Annotated in this window: 23 protein-coding genes and 1 tRNA gene; 12 read left to right on the top strand and 12 right to left on the bottom strand. The window is 65.9% G+C overall.

Features of this window, described 5'->3' with window-relative positions; all coding sequences use genetic code 11:
- Nucleotides 1–57: 57 nt before the first annotated feature.
- From OH802_RS28930 to OH802_RS28915, 4 genes are all read left to right on the top strand, one after another.
- A complete protein-coding gene (locus OH802_RS28930; RefSeq protein ID WP_406023802.1) occupies nucleotides 58–384 on the top strand; it encodes a hypothetical protein in 327 nt (108 codons plus the stop codon).
- Between the two features lie 240 nt (nucleotides 385–624).
- The gene (locus OH802_RS28925; protein ID WP_406023801.1) at nucleotides 625–1635 is read left to right on the top strand and encodes a hypothetical protein; all 1011 of its coding nucleotides are present in this window, start codon (nucleotides 625–627) and stop codon (nucleotides 1633–1635) included.
- 1390 nt (nucleotides 1636–3025) lie between these two features.
- Nucleotides 3026–3379 (top strand): hypothetical protein, encoded by a 354-nt coding sequence (locus OH802_RS28920; RefSeq protein WP_406023800.1) that lies wholly within the window; start codon nucleotides 3026–3028, stop codon nucleotides 3377–3379.
- 574 nt (nucleotides 3380–3953) lie between these two features.
- On the top strand, nucleotides 3954–4376 hold the full coding sequence (locus OH802_RS28915) for a hypothetical protein (protein WP_406023799.1): 423 nt from the start codon (nucleotides 3954–3956) through the stop codon (nucleotides 4374–4376).
- Nucleotides 4377–4379: 3 nt separating this feature from the next.
- Here OH802_RS28915 and bcp read toward each other — a convergent pair whose 3' ends face one another.
- Nucleotides 4380–4850 (bottom strand): thioredoxin-dependent thiol peroxidase, encoded by a 471-nt coding sequence (gene bcp, locus OH802_RS28910; protein WP_406023798.1) that lies wholly within the window; start codon nucleotides 4848–4850, stop codon nucleotides 4380–4382.
- Between the two features lie 82 nt (nucleotides 4851–4932).
- Between bcp and OH802_RS28905 the strand changes: the two genes are divergently transcribed.
- Nucleotides 4933–5190 (top strand): DUF3618 domain-containing protein, encoded by a 258-nt coding sequence (locus OH802_RS28905; RefSeq protein ID WP_406023797.1) that lies wholly within the window; start codon nucleotides 4933–4935, stop codon nucleotides 5188–5190.
- Between the two features lie 53 nt (nucleotides 5191–5243).
- Complete coding sequence (locus OH802_RS28900; RefSeq protein WP_355226825.1) at nucleotides 5244–5546, top strand: co-chaperone GroES; 303 nt, start codon at nucleotides 5244–5246, stop codon at nucleotides 5544–5546.
- Here OH802_RS28900 and OH802_RS28895 read toward each other — a convergent pair.
- From OH802_RS28895 to OH802_RS28880, 4 genes are all read right to left on the bottom strand, one after another.
- Nucleotides 5543–6148: a class F sortase gene (locus OH802_RS28895; protein ID WP_406023796.1), complete on the bottom strand. Its 606-nt coding sequence runs from the start codon at nucleotides 6146–6148 to the stop codon at nucleotides 5543–5545. The genes OH802_RS28900 and OH802_RS28895 overlap by 4 nt on opposite strands.
- The gene (locus OH802_RS28890; protein WP_406023795.1) at nucleotides 6141–7382 is read right to left on the bottom strand and encodes a hypothetical protein; all 1242 of its coding nucleotides are present in this window, start codon (nucleotides 7380–7382) and stop codon (nucleotides 6141–6143) included. The genes OH802_RS28895 and OH802_RS28890 overlap by 8 nt, the downstream gene beginning before the upstream one ends.
- Nucleotides 7383–7485: 103 nt before the next feature.
- On the bottom strand, nucleotides 7486–8358 hold the full coding sequence (locus OH802_RS28885) for a DUF1524 domain-containing protein (RefSeq protein WP_406023794.1): 873 nt from the start codon (nucleotides 8356–8358) through the stop codon (nucleotides 7486–7488).
- A gap of 217 nt (nucleotides 8359–8575) precedes the next feature.
- Nucleotides 8576–9883, bottom strand: a complete 1308-nt coding sequence (locus OH802_RS28880; protein ID WP_406023793.1) for a hypothetical protein — start codon at nucleotides 9881–9883, stop codon at nucleotides 8576–8578.
- Between the two features lie 473 nt (nucleotides 9884–10356).
- Here OH802_RS28880 and OH802_RS28875 point away from each other — a divergent pair, with 473 nt between their 5' ends.
- Together OH802_RS28875 and OH802_RS28870 are read left to right on the top strand one after the other, a co-directional pair.
- Nucleotides 10357–11028: a heme oxygenase (biliverdin-producing) gene (locus OH802_RS28875; protein ID WP_406023792.1), complete on the top strand. Its 672-nt coding sequence runs from the start codon at nucleotides 10357–10359 to the stop codon at nucleotides 11026–11028.
- 16 nt (nucleotides 11029–11044) lie between these two features.
- Nucleotides 11045–11608, top strand: a complete 564-nt coding sequence (locus OH802_RS28870; protein ID WP_406023791.1) for a TetR/AcrR family transcriptional regulator — start codon at nucleotides 11045–11047, stop codon at nucleotides 11606–11608.
- Between the two features lie 28 nt (nucleotides 11609–11636).
- Here OH802_RS28870 and OH802_RS28865 read toward each other — a convergent pair whose 3' ends face one another.
- Nucleotides 11637–11807, bottom strand: a complete 171-nt coding sequence (locus OH802_RS28865) for a hypothetical protein (RefSeq protein ID WP_406023790.1) — start codon at nucleotides 11805–11807, stop codon at nucleotides 11637–11639.
- Nucleotides 11808–12241: 434 nt separating this feature from the next.
- On the opposite strand from OH802_RS28865, the gene OH802_RS28860 reads away from it, so the two are divergent.
- Nucleotides 12242–12550, top strand: coding sequence for a hypothetical protein (locus OH802_RS28860; RefSeq protein WP_406023789.1), 309 nt, complete (start codon nucleotides 12242–12244; stop codon nucleotides 12548–12550).
- Nucleotides 12551–12804: 254 nt separating this feature from the next.
- Complete coding sequence (locus OH802_RS28855) at nucleotides 12805–13227, top strand: hypothetical protein (protein WP_406023788.1); 423 nt, start codon at nucleotides 12805–12807, stop codon at nucleotides 13225–13227.
- 833 nt (nucleotides 13228–14060) lie between these two features.
- Here the strand turns inward: OH802_RS28855 and OH802_RS28850 are convergent.
- Nucleotides 14061–14243, bottom strand: a complete 183-nt coding sequence (locus OH802_RS28850) for a hypothetical protein (protein WP_406023787.1) — start codon at nucleotides 14241–14243, stop codon at nucleotides 14061–14063.
- Between the two features lie 110 nt (nucleotides 14244–14353).
- Between OH802_RS28850 and OH802_RS28845 the strand changes: the two genes are divergently transcribed.
- Nucleotides 14354–15010 (top strand): hypothetical protein, encoded by a 657-nt coding sequence (locus OH802_RS28845; RefSeq protein WP_406023786.1) that lies wholly within the window; start codon nucleotides 14354–14356, stop codon nucleotides 15008–15010.
- 201 nt (nucleotides 15011–15211) lie between these two features.
- Here OH802_RS28845 and OH802_RS28840 read toward each other — a convergent pair whose 3' ends face one another.
- Nucleotides 15212–15856 (bottom strand): hypothetical protein, encoded by a 645-nt coding sequence (locus OH802_RS28840; protein ID WP_406023785.1) that lies wholly within the window; start codon nucleotides 15854–15856, stop codon nucleotides 15212–15214.
- 310 nt (nucleotides 15857–16166) lie between these two features.
- Between OH802_RS28840 and OH802_RS28835 the strand changes: the two genes are divergently transcribed.
- On the top strand, nucleotides 16167–16310 hold the full coding sequence (locus OH802_RS28835; RefSeq protein WP_406023784.1) for a hypothetical protein: 144 nt from the start codon (nucleotides 16167–16169) through the stop codon (nucleotides 16308–16310).
- Between the two features lie 93 nt (nucleotides 16311–16403).
- Here the strand turns inward: OH802_RS28835 and OH802_RS28830 are convergent.
- From OH802_RS28830 to OH802_RS28815, 4 genes are all read right to left on the bottom strand, one after another.
- Nucleotides 16404–16479 (bottom strand) — tRNA-Lys (locus OH802_RS28830).
- Nucleotides 16480–16577: 98 nt separating this feature from the next.
- Nucleotides 16578–18155, bottom strand: coding sequence for a phytoene desaturase family protein (locus OH802_RS28825; protein ID WP_406023783.1), 1578 nt, complete (start codon nucleotides 18153–18155; stop codon nucleotides 16578–16580).
- Between the two features lie 10 nt (nucleotides 18156–18165).
- The gene (locus OH802_RS28820; RefSeq protein WP_406023782.1) at nucleotides 18166–18588 is read right to left on the bottom strand and encodes a hypothetical protein; all 423 of its coding nucleotides are present in this window, start codon (nucleotides 18586–18588) and stop codon (nucleotides 18166–18168) included.
- On the bottom strand, nucleotides 18585–19049 hold the full coding sequence (locus tag OH802_RS28815; protein ID WP_406023781.1) for a MarR family winged helix-turn-helix transcriptional regulator: 465 nt from the start codon (nucleotides 19047–19049) through the stop codon (nucleotides 18585–18587). Before OH802_RS28815 ends, OH802_RS28820 begins: the two co-directional genes overlap by 4 nt.
- Between the last annotated feature and the right edge of the window lie 73 nt (nucleotides 19050–19122).

Raw genomic sequence — 19122 nt, 5'->3', positions numbered from 1 at the left:
CGTGGTCAGACTCCGGAAGGGGAGCCCGTACTCCTCGTGGGGTCGTACCCGAAGCGGGTGGGCGAGTCCGACTACAGCCCGGTGACGTACGCGGCCGGAACAACTCTTCTCAGTGCTCCCGAGGTTGGTCTGTCTGAGGATCAGGTCGAAACGGAGCTGAAGCTCTTGCATGACCAAGCTGACCCGTGGCAGAAGGTCGATCTGCTGGTCGATGGCCGAGAGGTGGAGTTCCTCACCCGTGAATTCTCGCGTGGCGAGGTGACGACCAGCGTGTTTGCGGCCCTCATCGGAGACACCGCACTGGGCGTGCTGTCGCGTGGTGGCGATGTTCCCAAACTTACGAGTGTCGACACAAGCGAGTGGGAGCAGCTCTGGCACTCGTGATGGCGATGGCCAGGTCCGACCAAACTCCCGCGGGTGCTTCCGGAGCGCTTTTCGCATCAATTGCGCCCCGCGGTGCTTGTGCGCTTGTCTCGGTTGACTCGACAACTCAGGGACTGACGACCGACGTCACGCCGACGCCAGCAAATTTCGTTGAGTTGGAAATTGCTGGTATGGCGTCTAGTTGCGCTCGGAATCACATCGATCATTCTTCTGTCTGCTTGCGGAAACCCAACGACTGACATGGCTCAGTCTGAGGACGCAAGGTTTCGCCTTATTGGCGTCTATGAAACAGCGGCCGTCGTCCTAGACAGAGAGAGCGGTGCCCTAAGGTTCTACTCTCCAGATGGCGACCGCATGTGGACGGATGAGAGCTCGCTCGAAGATCGACTCGTCGATTTCCTGAGCACGGGAAACCTAGGGGTTTCGTCCGAGCCTCAATCGTCGCCAGATTCGGCTGCTGGCAGCGAGCCGGCTCTTGTGCGCACGCCTGACGGCGATGTCGTCAAGCTGGAAGATCAGGGCACAGGTCTTACGCGAGTCTTGGCAGAGCAGCCGGATGGATCCTTCGTCACCCTGGTGACATCTTCCGACGGCACGAAGGCGAGAGTGTCGGGACTCCCCAAGAGTGGTAGGCAGCCTGTCCTCGATGTGGCCGCAGATAGCTTGGACTGGCTTCCGTCACCATCGGCGACGGCCGGTCTCATATACAACTACTCGCCAGCCGTGCCCGCAGCGATATGGGTGCTCAAGCAGGCCGCGCAGTCGAAGACGTGGAGCTACGAGAAGAAGATCGTCGTCGAGCAGGGAATGCGGTTTGGGTGCATTAGTGACGATGGCTCGCTCTTGGTTCACCTGGGCGAGGAGGGTGCGACAGTCGAGAACGTTGCGACCGGCGAATCACGTATGTCGTCGACCGAACTTGGCCGAGTGAGCGGATGTCATGCTGCTTCCACCTCCTATGTCTTGATCGAGCGTCGCATGTCTGCCGGCGGAGCCAGGACTCAGTACGAGTGGATCGATGCCACCAGTGGCGAGGTTCGCAAGAGGGAGAGCATCCCCGCGGAAGCCATGATCAGCCTGTCACCGGAAGGCGACACGCTGATCGTTTCCTACGCGGGTAGCGTCATCACTTCCAACAAGAGTGGGGAGGCGCACGAGTATCCCGGACTGGATGGAAGAATCGTGCGCCCTGGGTACCTGCACGTCTTGAACATGTTGGGATCCATCTCCGTCGTTGAGACCAAGAGCTGATCCACGCGAGAGTTCAACCAAGTAGTTGGGCTCCAAGCGGAGCATATGTCGATCGGTCATCGGCAGCCGAGGGTGACGGCTGGCGGCAGCCAACAGACTGGACGCAAGGTCGAGGTTCGAACCGTCATCGACTGGGGAAAGTCGAGCGACGGGAAGATGATGGGTGTCGTCTCAATGTATTGTGTGCTTAGGCGCGGCCACTTGTGTCCGTCGTGGATCTACGGGGGAGCATGGGTTGACTAGCCGACCCAGACGCGAGGTGTACCGCATGCGATCGGTCCGTATTGAGCCATGCGGACCCGCCGCGCCACCAAGAAGCCGAGCCGAGCTCATCACCGCATCCATCTCTACCGACGGCGCAAGAACAACCGTTTGGAATGCCAGCGCAACACTGCCATCAGCGCAGACGAAGACCATCTGCGTCCGTCGGTCAGCAGCGCCGATAGAGGACTTCTACGCGACCCACGATTATCAAGACGTCTATCTAGATATATCGGTTACCGCATCGAACGTGCAGGTCGCTCAAGCTGTTGTCGGCGAAGCCGATCTGCTCACTTGCATAACGTACGAAGATGACGGAAACCCGTATCGCACTAGCGGCCGCCTGCTGTCTACGTCAAGTCATAGCGGGACAGACTTCGTTCTGGGGCCTGGGGTTTCACACGTAAATATCTCGGCCACCGGCGATCTCTTTCTTGGATATAGCGATATCGGAGTATTTGAAGGATCTGAGTATCCAGCGACGAGTCTGCTCGGGATGGGCGCAGATGGGCTCGTGCGCCTCGGGCCTCAGATGACACCTGAGTGGGCGATGCCGTCAGCCGATCTGGGGTGGAGAGGAGTATCCGAAGTTGAGGCCATGACCTGGGGAAGCCCAGAGGAGATGTGGGCCTACGTTGAACCGGATATGGCGATCGTGCGCGTCGGTCACGAGGTTCGTCGCTGGCTCCCTGACCGTATAGCAACCCCACCCACCGGAGTTCGCCAACTGGCTGTCCTCGGTGACACCGTTGCCCTAGTTGGAGATTGGCGTGACTCGGACGCGAAGGTTCGGCTCGTTCAACTCCGGGGCGAAGAGTGGCGACCATGGTCGTCGGTATCGATCCGTATGCCCGACGGCAAGAAATTGCCCGAAGATATCATCTGTGCCGCGTTCCATGATCAACTCTACTTTCTCGCCGAGGGTGAGTGGCATCGAGCAAAGTTGGCCGACATCATTGCTGTCGCTGGCCCGCCACCTGCGACTACGAAACCCGGGGAGCTTGGCTAGATGCGCGGGCTCGGCACCTCTAGCCTCATCGATCGCACAGGAGTCCGATCTGGATCACCTCCCTTGGAGGCACGTACAAGGGCATGGGATTAAGTTCGCGAGCAATCTGAGGTCGCGGTTGTGGTGACGCGGAAGACATTATCTCTCCGGTTGCGCAATGCGGCCCCCCGAGCGCTCCGCGCCGCGGCATGGGCAACGGCCATGGTCTGTGTCCGACAGATCGCTGTCAGCCACGATCTGGGTTGGCTCTGGCTGACCTACGCATGGTTGAACTTTCCAGCCATCCTGGGCGAGATCCCCTTGAGGCTCGCCGCTGGCTTTCCACTGACGATGGTCTTTCCCTCCGAGTGGCCGGCCGCCGCTAACGTCGCGTTCGACGGCGCCGTAGCGTTCGTGATTGCCGCAAGCCAGTGGTTGCTCATCGAGCTTCTGGCTCGTCTGTGGCTAGCACACAGAAAGGCGCAGCCCCAGTGACGTGCCTGCGAGTCAGTCCGTATGCGCTCGGGCTCTCGGTCACGGCTGGACATCGCTCCGAGGTGGCTTCTCTAGCAGCAGCCGGACAGTCGTCTCGGGTATGCCGAACTCGCGGGCAGCCTGTGGGACAGAACGGCCTTGGGCCAGGAGGTCACGAATCTGACGCTCGACATCCGGTGGGACGCTTCGACCAACCCCAGCGACCCCCGCTTGACGGAGTACCTTGCGTACGGAGTAGTCACTGATGCCGTACTGGCCTGCGAGGGTAACCAGCGTTGCCGTGCCTGTGACGTAGGAGGCGACGATTACAGCGCGGTCCGCATCGCTGAGCCTGTCCTTCAGGCCTCGTGGGGTTGGTCGATGCGTCTAACCCGGTCGGCGGGCGTCCTCGAGGGCGAGGCAGCGGTCCAGGAGGTCTGGGGCGTCACCTCTGTTATTCGAGTACCGTCCCAACACCTGCACACAGAGTCCGGGTCCGACCCGGGGGCGCACCAGGGTCGATCCCCATGGACAACAGACCCTTGACCCTCAAGGATGGAAGAACAACACCCCATCCAGGGAGAGGGATGAAGTCATGTCGTTCAAGGACAACGCGTCCAACTGGCGCGATGGCGTCCAGAATGGCGTCCACAAGGGCGTCGAAGGCGCCAAGCCTGCTGTTGCGGACGCCAAGGTGAAGTCGGCACCTCACCTTGTCACCGGCGGCGAGAAGACCGTCGAGAAGGCCGGCGAGTTCAAGGCTCAGATCGAGGCCAAGAGGGCCGCGGTGGCGTCCGCACCCGACGCGGACACGCCGCGCAACCAGGCCCTGTCGGGTCTGCTCCAGGTCGGCGCGGCCGCCACCGACGTCGCCGCCCAGGCGGGCGAGTGGCTGATGGAGACCGGTGCCAAATGGAGCGCCGGCACCGGCCCCGTGGTCGTCGAGCCGCCCAAGGAGATCCCGGGAGAGGACGTACCTCCTCCGCCTGACTTCAAGAAGCCCGACGACCAGCAGTAAGACCTACGAGGCGAGGCCGAGGTCGCGGCGGAGCTTGGCGACGTGACCGGTCGCCTTGACGTTGTACTGCGCGACCTCGATCTTGCCCTCCTCGTCGACCACGAACGTCGAGCGGATCACGCCCTCGACGACCTTGCCGTAGAGCTTCTTCTCGCCGTAGGCGTCGTACGCCTTGTGGACCGAGAGGTCCTCGTCGGAGGCCAGGGTGATGGTGAGCCCGTCACGCTCGCGGAACTTCGCGAGCTTGGCGGGCTTGTCCTTGGATACGCCGATGACCTCGTAGCCGGCGGCCTTCAGCGAGTCGATCGAGTCGGTGAAGTCGCACGCTTGCTTGGTGCAGCCGGGGGTCATCGCGGCGGGGTAGAAGTAGACGATCACCTTGCGGCCGCGGAGGCTGCTGAGCGAGACCTCCGCGCCGGTGTCGTCGGGAAGAGTGAAGTCAGGGGCCACATCGCCCGGCTTGAGACGCGTCATGGAGCCAACTTAGCGAACATTCCCAGGCGAACCGCAGCGGTGGAGCACGCAGTGGACGTACGCCGGTTGCTAAGGTCTGCGCATGTCCAAGGACCAGACTTCCTCGCTCGAGTCCGAGATCGAAGAGATCCGCGACCGGCTCGCAGGCACCATCGACGAGCTGATCTACCGGGGCAGCCCGAAGACGATCGTTCAGCGCCAGGTGGCTGCCATCAAGGCGGTCTACGTCGACCCGGTCTCCGGCGAGCCGAAGATGGGCAACATCGCGAAGACCGTCGGCGGGGTGGTGGGCACCGTCGTGCTCATGGCCACGCTGCGTAAGATCACCAAGGCCAACTGACCACTCCCCACCGGCAAGGCAGCACGGACGTGACCGACAAGACCCCCATCAAGATGCTCCACGACCGGGTGCTGGTCGAGGTCGGGTCCGACGCCGGTGAGCGTCGCTCCTCGGGCGGCATCGTCATCCCGGCGACGGCCGCCATGGGCGCGGCCCGGCGGCTCACATGGTCACGGGTGGTCGCGGTCGGTCCGCACGCGCGGGCCGTCGAGATCGGTGACCGGGTGCTCTTCGACGCCGATGACAAGCCGGAGGTCGAGGTCGCCGGAGAGGTGTACGTCCTGATGCGCGAGCGCGACGTGCACGCCGTCGCGGCCGAGCGGATCGCCGACGACTCGACGGGCCTCTACCTCTAGCTCTTCTTCTGAGCCTTTGGCAGCGCGTTGAACCGGTGCGCCATCACGACGATGTTGCTGTCGTAGCTCGACCCGTTCCAGTCGGTGCAGGTGATGATCACCAGCCGGCCGTCGCCGTGGTCCTGCCCGAAGAGCCGCTGGGCCTGCTCGGCCAGCTCCTTGCGGCTGAGCACCTCGACGGAGTCGACCTGGTGCTGGAAGGTCCCGTCCTTGGTGACGATGTCGACCTCCTGCCCCTCCTCGATGTGGTCGAGCTTGTTGAGGCTGCCGCCGCCGGTGTGCACGGTGTGGCCGGTGACCACGGTCTGACCCTGCGCTGAGCCGGGCTTGGCGCTGCCGACCCACCAGCCGATCTCGCGGGGGTTGCGCGGCGGGTCGAGCACCTCGCCGTCGAGCCGGATCGGGACGACCTTCGCCTTCGTGTTCAGCCCGGTCAGCTCGAGGCGCTGCGGGGCGCCGGGCGGCACCTCCACCGCCGCGCTGCCGCTGGGCCACAACAACCCGGCCAGCACCATCGCGACGGCGAGCACCACCAACGCGGTCCAGAGGCCACCCGCCGCCGCGGCGAGCCGCGGCGGCGAGTCAGCAGAGGTGTCAGCCACGCCGCAACATGCGGACGTACGTCGCCACACCGGCGCCCGCGGCCGCGAGGAGTAGCAGGGTGACGAGGGCGATGCGTCCGGCGCTGCCGTCGTCGTAGCTTTCCATACCGGAGGTCACAACGGTCGGGACCGAAGCCGGCGGGTTGGCTGCCTTGGGCGGCTTGTTGACGACCGTCTTCGTGACCGGGCTGTTCGGGCCACAGCTGCTGGTGCCGATAGTCAGGTGCGCCAGGCTGCCGCCGACGAACGCCTCGGCTGCCGGGAGGACCTTCGCGTCGAGCGCGGTCACCGTGATCGCGCCCGGAGACGTGGTCTGGGCGTTGAGGGTGATGTCGAGGACGTTGTCCTCGAGCGGCGCGAGCTGCTCCTCGAGCGAGGTGAGCAGCGTGTTGAGCACCTGCTTCTGCAGTTGGTCGACGACGGGGTCGATCGGGCTGAGCGCACCGTCGAGGCCCTTGGTCAGCTGGGTGCGTAGGCCCTTGAGAACGGCATCAGTCACACCCGACAGGTCGGTGACGACCTTCTGGTTCACCGCGGGGTCGACCGGCAGGTCGACGAGGGTCTTCCGTTCGCCGCCAGGCAGGACCACGTAGGCGGACGAGTTGGCGATCGTGCTGTCGCCGGTCGCGCTGTCGTCGTTGGCAGTGCAGTGGCTCTGCACGGCGCCCAGGTCCACGTAGAGGCCGGCGCCGTCCAACCCGTCTACAGCGGGCGCCAGGAGCTGTGCGAGCGCGCTGGTGATCTGGTCCTGCACCGGCTTGCCGAGCTCCTGGAGCTGCTTGTCGGCTCCCTGGAAGAGGTCGGACTCGATCACCCGCAGGTCGCTGAAGTCGAGGCTGGCTGCGTCGAGCTTGATGTTGTCGCCGCCGCTGAGGCAGTCGCCGGATCCGGCCGCGACCAGGGTCGCGCCGTCGCCGGCCAGACCCGAGCAGGCCGCCGAGGTGGCGTTGCTCTTGGCCACCGCGTCCTGGGCCAGCGTGCCGGCGTGGATCGCGTCCTGGCCGCCGAGCGCGGTGATGAGCGGCTCGTTGGTGCCTTCGGCCGACTCGGTGGAGCCGTCGTTGGTGACGGCATAGGTGCCTGAGTCGGTGGCCCCGGTGCCGGCGAGCTCGAGGCTCAGCGCGGTTGCGGACGCCTGCGACACCGTGGCGGCGCTCGCAGGTGCGGCTGACAAGGCAACCATGGCGGCTGCGGCCGCCACCGCGGCTCCCCGCGCGATGAGTGTTGTGCGCACGTGAATATCCCTCCCTTTGACGTTCGTCACACTCAACGGAGGAGGAGCCTCGTACGTTACGGGCTGGGGTATCGCTTCTGACCTGCGGAATCCGGGTGTCGCGTCAGCTGTCGCAGACCGTGCCGTCCTTGTCGCCGTCGCGGTACCAGGCGTACTCGGCGTCGCGGCCCTTCCGATACGGCCCGTAGCCCTTCGCGGTCGCCTTGGCGCAGGTGTCGAAGCGGGGGTCCTCACCCGAGCCGCCCGTCGGAGCGGCGCTCTGCTCCGGGTCGTCCTCGGGCGGGTCGCTCTGGGCCGGTCCGGCCAGGCGCACAGTGATATCGGGGTTGTCGCAGCCTGCGGCGATGTCCTCGATCGCGGCCTTCTCCGCACGGTCGGCAAAGAGGCTCCAGCGGATCTTCACGGCGACCCAGTCGGCGACGTACGTGCAGTGGTAGCTCGTGGCGTCGGGCATCCAGTCGGCCGGGTCCTGGTCACCCTTGCTGCGGTTGGTCGCGGCGGTGACGGCGATGAGGGCGCGCGGGTCACCGAGGTCGTTCGCGTACGCCTCCCGCTGCTCGTCGGTCCAGGCGTTGGCGCCGGACTCCCAGCCCTCCTTGAGCGCGACCATGTGGTCGATGTCGAGGCCGCCGGGGCGCTTGACGGTGACCCCGTCGTACGTGGAGAGCCATACGCCCCTGGTGACATCGCACCTGCCGCGCGCCTTCTTCTTCGACTCCTCGAGGAGCACCTCGGTGCGGGCGTCCTGGCAGTCGCCGTCGGCGTCGACCCAGTGGTTGAACTTCTCGCGCTCGTAGCCGGAGGTGACCTCCTTGGCGACCGGGAGCTTCGCGATGGCCTCGGTCAGCGGAAGGCTGACCTCCTCGCCGCTGTCGGCGCCGTATCCGGCTTGGACGGCGGTGTCCGGCTGGGAGACCTCGGCGCAGCCGGAGCAGAGGAGTACGAAGGCGAGCAGGGTCGCCAGCGGGCGCAGCATGGGGTGACTCCAGAGAGATGGGGGAAGAGCTCTGGGGAGCATCGGGGGCAGCCCAACCTTGTCGGATCCCACGGCGGGCGGCACGCAGGCGCGCCGCCCAGAATCTGCCGCTTCCCGACAAATGAGCGCGTCCCGGGCCAAGGCTGGGAGCCATGGTCCGGGACGCGCGGCGTTGCAGGTTCTACAACGGTCCTACAGGGGAATCCTGATCAGCGGATCAGGCGTGCGACCGGCGCAGCAGGAACCACCGGGTGGCGGCAGCAGCGGCGACGAGCAGCACGAGCGCGCCGGCGGCGAACCCGCCCTTGGCGGCCGGGGACGAGAGCAGGTTGAGCTCGGCGTTGGCCGGGGCGTTGTCCGGCTTCACCTGGACGCTCGTGTCCGGGTCGGACTTGTCGCCGGAGACGACGACGTCGACGTTCTTCTTGTCACCGCTGGCCGCAGCCTTCTCCTCGGAGGAGGTGAGGCCGTTGGTGCCGCAGGTGCTGGTGCCGATGGCGACCTTGGCAGCGGTCGGGGCGCCGACCTTCTTCACGGCGTCGAGGACGTTGATGTCCAGGGCGGACACCTCGAGCGACTTGGCGGTCTTGTCCTGCTTGTTCAGGGTGAGCTTGACCAGGTCGGTCTCGAGGCCCTTGAGCAGCACGGCGAGCTGCTCCTTGATGTGCTCGATCAGGTCGACGCGGATCGAGACGTCCAGGACGCCCGGCGCGATCTTGCTCTTCAGGCCCGACTGGAGCAGCGTGTCGACGCGGCCGAGGACGGCGTCGGTCACCGGGGAGAGGTCGGGGACGACCGTCGTGTTCTTCTTCGGGTTGGTCGGCAGGTCGGCGACCTTGATGTCGCCCTTGCCGGGGACGTTGACGGTGACGGCGGCGTTCTTGAGCTGGGTCTTGCCCTTGAACTTGGTGCCCTGCGCCATGCAGGTGCTCTCCGCGGCGTCGAGGTCGACACCGACCGAGAGACCGCCGACCTTGGTGAGCACGCCGGAGACGACGGTCTGGACCAGGTCGTTGACCGGGCCGAGCTTCACGTGGACCGACTTGCTCTGGTCGTTGAGCACGTAGTCGGTGGTGGCGCCCAGCTTCTCGAGGTTGAGCTCGGCGAGGTTCACCGTGACGGCCTCGCCCGGCTTCACGCAGCTGGAGCCGTCGCCGATGGCGACCAGGGTCGCACCCTTGCCGGCCAGGGCCGAGCAGGCGCCGGAGTAGACGTTGCCGTTCTGGAGGGCGGCGGCCGCGTCCTGGGCGAAGACGCCGACCGAGAGCAGCTGCTGGTCGCCCGCGAGGAGCGGAAGAGCGGGCTTGTTGGTGCCCGAGTTGACGGTCTTCTTGCCGTTGTAGGTGGCGGTGTAGCGACCGGTGTCGACCTTGACCTTGTCAGACACGTTGACGGTCAGAGCGACCGACGAGGCCTTGGCCTGGGGCTTCTCCGCCGCAGTCGCCGGGGCCGCGGTCACGGAAAGACCGATCATCGCGGTCGCCGCAACAAGGGCGGCTCCGCGGACCGAGAGTGGGGAGCGCAAGTGACTTCTCCAATGGTGTTGATAACTGTCGATGACAGGGCACGACGAGTAGAAGTCAGCCTCTGCAGCCCCCCGGTTGCTGTGACTCGCCGTGACGAAGCGGGGAGTCTAGCCACGTCAGATCTCGGGTGCATAGGCGTATGCAGGGCCCGGATGACCCGCGAAATCGGCCGTAACTTTCGCGGCAACACCTCGTCCTCGAGCACCCGATCGGACCCCTTGTGGATCTACGTCGTGATCGAAACTTGAACGTCTGAGATGCCTGGGCAAGTTGTGGTCATCACGTTGTGCTCCCGGATTCGTGAACAATGTTCTGTAGGCATCCCCACAAGTCGATCCGTTGCGCGATTGCTCACCGCTTTTGCACGGTTTTGTTAGGGTGACCTAACTAAAGCCTTGCCGACTTTCTGACAGTGTGTCAGGATCTTTGCCGGACCGCCGATCGCTGCCGCCCGACCCTGACTGGAGCACACATGTCCGCCCTCCTCGCCGATGAGATGCAAGACGCTCCGCTCTCCGCGCTGATGCGCGAGGGGTCCCGGATCCAGCACACCGCAGCCGAGAGCTCCTCCTTCATGGAGGAGCTGTTGGCCGGCCGGGTCAACGAGCAGGGGTACGCCGACTATCTGCTGCGCCTGCGTAAGGTCTACGTCGCGCTCGAGACCGTGGGCCGCGACCTGGCCGCCACGGATGCCGTCGCCGAAGCCGTCCATGACGCCGCCCTCGAGCGCCGGGCCGCGATCGATGCCGACCTGGCCGTGTGGGCGCCGGGTGTCGACGGCGACGCCGTGGAGTCGGATGCTGCCGATGCGTACGTCGCTCGGATCGAGGCCACCCGCGCCTGGGGCGGTCTCTACGCCGCCCACCACTACACCCGCTATCTCGGTGATCTCTCCGGTGGCCAGGCGATCGGCCGGCTGCTCGACCGGTTCTTCGAGCTCGACGGCGAGGGGGTGGCGTTCTACGAGTTCGCCGAGATCCCCAAGCCGAAGCCCTACAAGGACGGCTACCGCGCCCGCCTCGACGCGCTGCCCCTCGGCCCCGCGGAGAAGATCCGCATCGTCGAGGAGGTCCAGGTCGCCTTCGGCCTCAACCAGGCCCTCTTCGAGGAGCTCGGCGCTCGCCTCGACACCTATCGCAGGTGAACTAGGGTTCGTCCTCGTGCCCCGTATCGCCGCCGAGAACGTCCTCGAGCACCGCAGACTGGTGCGCGAACGGATCTTCGCGGCGTTCGCGGAGCTGATGGCCGAGGGCAGCTACGACGCCATCAGCATGTCCAAGCTGGCGCAGCGCGCCGAGATCGGACGCACCGCGATCTACCACCACTTCAAGGACCGCGACGCGGTGATGGTCGCGTTCGCGACCCACGAGACATCGGAGTACGTCGCGTCCCTCCAGGCCCAGCTCGCCGCGAGCGAGCAGCCTGCCGAACGGCTGCGGATCTACGTACGCAACCACCTCACCCTCGGCGAGAAGTTCCACATGGGCTTCGGCCCCCAGGTCTACGGCGGGCTCCCCGAGGAGGCTCGCCGGGAGATCCGCGAGCACGTCGTCGCCGTCGAGCGGGTCCTCGCCGAGATCCTCGAGCAGGGCGCCGAGCAAGGCACCTTCGCCGTCACCGACGTCGACGCCACCCTCGCCCTCGTCCACGCAGTCCTCGGCACCCGCAACCTTCCGCCCGACCGGATCGAGGAGTTCGTCCTCCGCGCCGTCGGCGCGCTGTGAGGACTCGGCGCTGCGGCGCGGGCGGCTGCTATCGCCTCCGGTCGTTCCACACGTTGATGTCGCTCTTCGTTGGGCGAATCTCCCTCACAGGCAGCCAGGCATGCCGGATCTCCGGAGCGGCGTACGTGGTGTCGACCCAGATCACCCAGGCGCGCCATCTGCCCTTGTGCAGCTCCCACTTGAGCACGAGGCCGGGCATGGGTAGCGGGTAGTTCCGACGTTGGCGATGCACCCAGACGTGCAGCCAGTGCCTGGGCTCGGGCCAGGCGTCGTTCTTGGGAGGGTTGGCCGACACACCTCATCGTATCGAACGCATGTTCGAGTCAAGCAAGTCGGCTGCGATGAGCCGTTCGTACGCCGAATGACTGCGGGGCACTCCTTACGCAATTCCTAACGCATCTCGTCCCTGCCCGTGCACTGGTCTGCATCGCGGGGGCGGAGCGCAACCCTGGCCGGCACCTGGCCCCATAACCGCACTCCCTCGCTACGCCGACAGCGCACCCTCTCATGGTGGCGATCCGCGTGAGCGGCACTCGGCAGCTCTGTGCATCCGGTATTGCACATCATCTGACAGAGAACACAGCCGGGTGCCCTTGTATCCGGGGCGCTCAAGAGGAGGCGATACTCGACCCCGTGACGAACCTGCGGTCAGACGTGATGCTGTCGATGATGCGCGCCCTCTGGGAGCAGGTGACCGCCGACCTCCGTGGCGTGGCCGTGCAGTACCAAGGCTCCTCGGAGCAAGGCACGATCGAAGGCCGCTTCCTGTACGAGGGCGACGTCGGGGACCTGCAGGCGGAGTGCGTTTCTTTGGCCGAGACGTACTGCATCGCAGACTATCCGCCCGAGGTGTCCGTGAGGTTCCGTGCAATCCCTCACGCGACCCGCGATCTGTTGTTCGGCGAGCACTGGGTTTTCCTTCGCTGGGAGCCGGAACGCTGACCGACTCCTGCCGCGCCACGATGCGCGGTCGACCAAGTCATCAGCCACCAGTCTGGATCACACGTCCGGACGACTCGGCTGGCAATGCCGTTCGTCTTCCGGGCGGTGAATCACGCACGCGGCGAGGCAGCCTCTGCTGCAATGGTGTAGTGGCGAGTTCCCCGAGGTGGCGACGGTGGCGACGATCGCTCGGGCTGAACTCGGCTCGTCCTAGCGTCAGAGCGGGGTGGGCAGGCGGCGTTGTCGCGGTCGGGATGCTGGCGATCTTCGTCCCGTCGTGGGTCGACACTGCCTACGGTAAGGCCGTCGAGCGCGCCGCGGTCGTCAAGGTTGAGAGCCGGCCGATGGGACAGAGCAAAGCCTGTAGAACTGTTAAGACCGTGGGTCAGGGCGCTGTTGTGGTACGCAACAACCCTCAGTACGTCATCACCTGGCGCTCCGAGAACCCACCTGAGGGCCGGTCCGCCCGTTTCACCGGATACTCCTGTGACCGATACCCGAGAGAAGCGCAGCGAAACGTCATCCGCGGCCCCCACCACCGCGTGGCGATCGTGAGCTGGCTCAACGCCGATCTCTACAGGGTCGTGCTGCTGTGTCTGCTCGTCGGCGGAGCAATCGGCGCAGTCGTCTACATCGCCTTCCCGCGTGGTCCTCGTGTCACGCACCCAGCGATCTGACCCGCTCGATGGCCCGATCGCACGCTGGCTGGCCCCTGGACCTCTAGCTCGAGCGCTCCGCCCTGCCTATGCCCAGGGCGAACACGGATCCGGTTCGGCTTCAGCTTCCTCCGGGGCGGTCGCCGCGCTCATGCGCGGCAGCGGAACGGTCAGCAGGCGCCGTCCGCTTCGCCAACTCCCGCAGGCTCTGAAGGCTGGTCAGTACCTCCGAACGGTTGCCCGACACCTTCATCCACACCGGCAGCCGAGCGAACATCGATCTCGTCGGCCGCGCGCCGCCACGCTCTCGCAATCGCGCCCCGATATAGGCAGCTAGTTCGTTGACGTGCTCTTCGTTATACGCCCACAAGATGTGCCCGGCGCAACGAGTCTGCAACCATAGAGGCCGCTGGAAGAACGGATCCTCACTGCCGCCCAGCACCGTACCGACCAGCCCGGCGCCCTGCACCTCCGGGTTCCAGTCGTCGGCGGCACCACACCCTCCACAAACCAAACGGCGCGGCTGGAACAGAAGCTCGCTGATGTACTTGGGTTCAGGGGTGCCCGGCAGGGGGACTACGAGAGCACGGCCCCCGCATCGTGGACAGACCACAAGTATCCGACCCGCGAACCGAGCCAACGAGCCCCCGGGGTCGTAGTGCCGATCGAGCTCAGTCTGCGGCTCCGATTCCATGACGGACACCATCGCAGGTCCGCGATACGAGCTGCCACGGGATTCTCCCGCATGCGACTTGCCGGCCGGTTCGTACGCGCACCCCGCCCCGACGACAGCGGGCAAAACGAGAAGAGCGCTTCAGTCCGAAGGCCAAGACGCTCCACCAGGCCCACCATTGTCAGCTCGCGCCACTCCATCCAGTCGCCTCGCCGAACGGCAGCACGATCACGTTGCCGTACGCCTCCTGATGCCCTTCCCAATCCAGATCTTCATGAGCCATCATCCGGTCGACCCGCTCCGGCAACGGCAGCGTGGGATCGTCCAGCAGCTCCACCGGGAACTCAACAACAGACTTCCTCATGGCTGGCTCATACCCCGATCCGGCCAGGCATAACCGAGCCCGGAGGAAGAACGGGATCAGCTCGTTGGTGCAGGCAGACAACAAGGCTGACGCAGGGAAGGATGGGTTGTATGGAGTGGAGCGATGACGTCCGTGAGGAGCTCGAGCTTGCGTTGACGGAGGCTGAGGTTGCCGGTGTCCGGTGGGAGTCCTCGGATGCGATTGCGTTGCTGATTCACGTGTCGGCGCTGCCTGAGGTTGGCCCGATCGAGTTGGACTCTCGCCGCGTGTTGGTGTTCAGGGGTGTGAGTGACGTGCGGTTCTTGCTCCGGGCGGCGCGCGACGAGAGCGATGGTCCCGCGATCCCGTTGGCTTCGGTGGAGGCGGTCGACGGCTTCTTCGACTCCCTGGCCGTGGGCGGGGGCTTTTATGGGTGGCGGTACTTCGATGCCCCAGATCTCGTGGCTGACTGGCCCGGGGAGCCAAGCTTGGTGGTCAGAGGGGAGGCGGCAGAGTCGTCCCACACGTTCTACTGGTTCAACGAGTGTGGCCGGGTTGAGGATGACGAGGTCAGGAGCTATTGCATCGAGGGGACGGTTGCGTTTGATGATCTCGTGGTCCTTCGTGCCGACGGCCTGGAGCAATCGTTGGCGGAGTTTGCCGATGCTGGTCGTCGCTGGTGGTCAGCGTTCATGGATTGGGACGAGCGAGTCGATGCCGATGCCCAGAAGGTTTGGGGTCAGTCGCGGCTGACGTGGCGGGAGTGGCGTGGCGTTCCTGACGGCTAGAGCGCTTCGAGTTGTCGTGCCTGTTCGGGGTGAGCGTCTTGGTCTACGGATCAGAGCGCTCTCGTCGTTTTGGCCCGATGCCGACGGGACGGGGGTGCGCGTAGGGACCGGCCGCCAGGCCGCATGCCCGGAGCGCAGGGGTCCCTGGCCCGCCTGTGGCGGTCCAGCGCGCGGAGCGCGCCTTGAGTCAGTAGAAAGTTCTCACGGTGCGAGCGGCGGCTGATCCGCTGAAGCTGACTGCGCTGCCTGGCCCTCGCGGACTTTCTGCTCGAGCTCGAGCCGAATGCCCTTGAGTTCGAGCAGCCTCAGGTGTGCCTGCAGGCTGTCAATCCGCTTCAGTTCGTCATCGCTTTCCTTCATCGCGGCCGATGTGACTTCGTGCCGGGCCGTGATCTCAGCCAAGTTTTTTTGGGAGTCCGCCAACTCGCGCTTGTGGTAACGGAGGCCCCCCACAATATTGGTGAGCGCTGTCATCACGAAGGCTCCGCCCCAGCCGACGCTGATCGCCGCTGCGAGGCTCCAACCGAGGCTTGCGAACTGATCCCAGCTCGACACGAAGAATGCGGCGGCTACGCCACCGGTGACGAGAACAAGTCCGACGTAGAACAGAAGACTAAGAACAAAAGGGCTCCCAGTAAAGCTCCGGTCAACATGATCCTTGGTTGAACGCTCGATGCGCCTCGCGAGCTGACGCTTCGCTTCAGTCATGTCGTCAGGGAGCGCTGCGTACGCCTGTACCTCGTCCTGAATCCGGGCAAGGCGGCGTCGCGGCCCAAGAGGGAGTGCAAGCATCGCGGGGATGGCAATCCCGACTAGTCCCGCGAGCGCGACGACGACTTCGGTCATGGGTGAAAGGCTAGGGCGGATGTCGAGCAGGACGTGCGAGGATCCACGCTCGCGGCAACGCCGTTCCCCCAAGTTGGGGAGAGGCATCCAAGTCCGCGCCTTGACTTGATCCTGACGGTGCCGGAAGCGCTATGACCTCCACCGGTCGTTCCACACGTCGATGTCGCTCTTCGCTGGGCGAATCTGCTTCGCAGGCAGCCAGGCATGTCGGATCTCTGGCGCGGCGTAGGTGGTGTCGACCCAGATCACCTAGGCGCGCCACCGGCCCTTGTGCAACTCCGCTGACCATCTCGGGCACTCAGGGGTGTCGATGACGCAGGACAATTACCTGGGTCGTGGCGCTGTGAACACCGGGAACGTCCGTGCGTTGGAGGCTGTCAACCCCGACCGTGACCCGAACAATCAGAGCCCCGAAGACGGCCTGATCGACCAGGGTGAGGAGACGGGCTCGTGAACCGCATTCCTTACGCAATTCCTTACGCACCGGGTATCGGGGGCTCGAAATGCAAGAAACTCCCGACCGTTTATGCAGGTCAGGAGCCTTGTTTGGTACGCCATGTAGGACTTGAACCTACAACCCGCTGATTAAGAGTCAGCTGCTCTACCAATTGAGCTAATGGCGCATGTCCTTCGAGCTGCTTGCGCGCTCGGCGACGAGAAGAACATTAGCAGCGGGCTCGGATTCGCCCCAAATCGAGGCTGCGCTGGATCGACGGCGTGGTCAGCGGAGCTCCAGGACGGCTTGGGCGGCGTTGTGGCCGCCGAGGCCGGAGACGGCGCCGCCGCGCACGGCCCCCGAGCCGCACACGAGCACAGTGCCGACGTCTGTGGCGACGCCCCAGCGCGCGCCGGGAGTGGTGAGGTCGGCGTCGTCGGGCGCCCAGGGCCAGGCGAGGTCGCCGTGGAAGATGTGGCCGCCGGGCATGGCCAGGTCTGCCTCGATCTCCTGGGGGATCTTGGCCTCGATGCACGGCTGACCATCCACAGTCCGCGCGACGACGGACGAGATCGGGTCGAGCAGGTGGCGGTCGAGGGAGGCGATGGCGCGCTCGACGGCCTGGGCCTTGCGCTCCTCACGCGTGGCCGGGTCCTCGAAGAGGGTCGCGGGTGCGTGCAGGCCGAAGTAGGTGAGGGTCTGGGTGCCGGGCGGTACGTCGCCGAGAATTGAGGGGTCGGTCAGCGAGTGGCAGTAGACCTCGCCGGGCATCTCGGTCGGCACCGAGCCGGCGGCAGCCTCGGCGTACGCCTTCTCGAGCTCGGAGTAGGACTCGCCGAGGTGGAGGGTGCCGGCGAAGGCGATCTTCGGGTCCTCGCCGGAGCGCAGCCGGGGGAGGCGCTCGAGGAGCATGTTGATCTTGAGCTGGGCACCCACCGGCTTGTCCGCGGCGGAAGGGGTGCGGCCGAGGAGGCCGTCGAGGACGTACGGAGCCAGACCGGAGAGCACGTAGTCGGCCGCCACGGTGTGGGATCCGGAGGCGTCGGTCCAGGTGATCTCGGCGCCCTCGCCGACGGCACCGCCGCGGATCGAGGTGACGGTCGCGCCGGTGAGGACCTGCGCCCCACCTGCGTACGCCGCCTTGGCGATCGCCCCGGTGACCGCGCCCATGCCGCCGATCGGGACCCGCCACTCGCCGGTCCCGTTGCCGATCAGGTGGTAGAGGAAGCAGCGGTTCTGGATCAGGCTCGCCTCGCCCAGGCCGGCGAAGGTGCCGATCAGGGCGTCGGTGGCGACCACGCCGCGGACCAGGTCGTTGGCGAAGCGGCGCTCGATCGCCTCCCCGAGCGGCCGCTCGACGATGTCGCGCCAGATCGGCGCACCCACCTCCGAACGGATCGCGGCACCCGTGGGAAGCGGGGAGGTGAGGGTGGGTGCGACGGCCCGGGCAAGGTCGGAGACCTCGTCGTAGAACGACTGCCACGCGGCGTACTCCTCGTCCGCCCCGGTCACCGCGCGGAAGCTGGCCGCGGTGGCCTCGCCCTCGGGTGTCTCCACGAGGAGGCCGGTGGCCCGCGAGCCCTCGAGGTAGGGGGAGTACGACGCGGTCTGCCGCGACGCGAACTCGATGTCGAGCCCGAGGTCGGTGCGGATCTGCTCGGGGAGCAGCGAGACCAGGTAGGAGTAGCGCGAGAGCCGGGTCGGGAAGCCCTCGAACGCCTGCGCCGAGATCGCTGCACCCCCGACGTGGTCGAGCCGCTCGAGCACAAGGACCGAGAGGCCCTCCCGGCTCAGATAGGCCGCGGCGGTGAGGCCGTTGTGACCGCCGCCGGCTACCACTACGTTGTACTTCTCCTGTGCCATGGCCCCGATCCTAGGAGGTGGCCAGAGCGGCGTTGGCCCGTTCGGTGAGGGTGGCCAGGACCCGCGCGGTCACGGTCAGGTCCTCGGTCGGGATGTCGGAGAAGAACGTCCTGGTCAGCGGCTGGGTGCGCTCCGTGATCTGCTGCTGGAGACGGTCACCCTCCGCGGTCAGGGTGAGGCCGTCGGCGATCAGGCCGCGGGCGATCGCGGCGTCGAGATGCGACTCGACCTCGGCCGTGGAGGCCTTGATGTTGTCGGCCGTCGACGCGACCAGATCGGCGCGCGCGGCATCGCCCTGGCGCAGGTAGTTGAGCAGGAGCGACTGCTCGAAGGTCAGGTCGTAGTCGTCGAGCACGTTGAGGAGGTTCTTGCGCACGGCGAAGTAGGCGACGCCCAGGTTGGCGCCGGTGAGAGGAGGAGTGGCTACGGTCATGATCGGTCTCCAGGTGTGGGATCGGTGTCGATGGGGGCGGCGAGCATCGCCTCGAGCGCGGCTTGCGCCTCGGCGGCACGACGGCTGTTGCGGCCGCCGAGCGGTGCGGTGAGCTGGTCGAGCAGCCGACCGGTCACCGCGATCGCCTCGCGGGTCACCTCGGTGCCCTCGGGCGTGATGACGAGGCGTACGGCTCGGGTGTCCCTGGTGTCGCGGACGCGCTCGATCCAGCCCCTCGCCTCGAGCTGGCGGGCGAGCTTGGAGACATACATCGGCTCGAGGCCGGTGAGGTCGGCAAGCTGCTTCTGGGTCGGGGCCTCCGAGGCGCGGAGGCCGTGGAGGGAGGCGATGAGCGAGTACTGCGCATGGGTGAGCCCCAGGGGCGCGAGCGCTCTGTCCATCGACACCCGCAGACGCATGGCCAGGCGCCACACGACGTATCCGATCGTCTGCTTCTTCATGGAGAAACCGTACATGTTGATCATAAACATGTATAGCAATTAAGGATGTCGGTGCTGCCTGGCAGGATCGGAA

The sequence above is a fragment of the Nocardioides sp. NBC_00850 genome, from assembly GCF_045207335.1.
GTDB lineage: Bacteria > Actinomycetota > Actinomycetes > Propionibacteriales > Nocardioidaceae > Nocardioides.
The sequence above is the reverse complement of the archived record's forward strand: the minus strand, read 5'-3'. Positions and strand labels throughout refer to the sequence as shown.

Excerpts from the sequence above, each read along its gene's own strand:
- OH802_RS28925 (WP_406023801.1), top strand. The coding sequence starts at position 625 with ATGGCTCAGTCTGAGGACGCAAGGTTTCGCCTTATTGGCGTCTATGAA.
- OH802_RS28915 (WP_406023799.1), top strand. The coding sequence starts at position 3,954 with ATGTCGTTCAAGGACAACGCGTCCAACTGGCGCGATGGCGTCCAGAAT.
- bcp (WP_406023798.1), bottom strand. The coding sequence starts at position 4,850 with ATGACGCGTCTCAAGCCGGGCGATGTGGCCCCTGACTTCACTCTTCCC.
- OH802_RS28905 (WP_406023797.1), top strand. The coding sequence starts at position 4,933 with ATGTCCAAGGACCAGACTTCCTCGCTCGAGTCCGAGATCGAAGAGATC.
- OH802_RS28900 (WP_355226825.1), top strand. The coding sequence starts at position 5,244 with ATGCTCCACGACCGGGTGCTGGTCGAGGTCGGGTCCGACGCCGGTGAG.
- OH802_RS28885 (WP_406023794.1), bottom strand. The coding sequence starts at position 8,358 with ATGCTGCGCCCGCTGGCGACCCTGCTCGCCTTCGTACTCCTCTGCTCC.
- OH802_RS28875 (WP_406023792.1), top strand. The coding sequence starts at position 10,357 with ATGTCCGCCCTCCTCGCCGATGAGATGCAAGACGCTCCGCTCTCCGCG.
- OH802_RS28865 (WP_406023790.1), bottom strand. The coding sequence starts at position 11,807 with ATGCCCGGCCTCGTGCTCAAGTGGGAGCTGCACAAGGGCAGATGGCGC.
- OH802_RS28855 (WP_406023788.1), top strand. The coding sequence starts at position 12,805 with ATGCTGGCGATCTTCGTCCCGTCGTGGGTCGACACTGCCTACGGTAAG.
- OH802_RS28850 (WP_406023787.1), bottom strand. The coding sequence starts at position 14,243 with ATGAGGAAGTCTGTTGTTGAGTTCCCGGTGGAGCTGCTGGACGATCCC.
- OH802_RS28845 (WP_406023786.1), top strand. The coding sequence starts at position 14,354 with ATGGAGTGGAGCGATGACGTCCGTGAGGAGCTCGAGCTTGCGTTGACG.
- OH802_RS28840 (WP_406023785.1), bottom strand. The coding sequence starts at position 15,856 with ATGACCGAAGTCGTCGTCGCGCTCGCGGGACTAGTCGGGATTGCCATC.
- OH802_RS28835 (WP_406023784.1), top strand. The coding sequence starts at position 16,167 with ATGACGCAGGACAATTACCTGGGTCGTGGCGCTGTGAACACCGGGAAC.
- OH802_RS28825 (WP_406023783.1), bottom strand. The coding sequence starts at position 18,155 with ATGGCACAGGAGAAGTACAACGTAGTGGTAGCCGGCGGCGGTCACAAC.
- OH802_RS28820 (WP_406023782.1), bottom strand. The coding sequence starts at position 18,588 with ATGACCGTAGCCACTCCTCCTCTCACCGGCGCCAACCTGGGCGTCGCC.
- OH802_RS28815 (WP_406023781.1), bottom strand. The coding sequence starts at position 19,049 with ATGAAGAAGCAGACGATCGGATACGTCGTGTGGCGCCTGGCCATGCGT.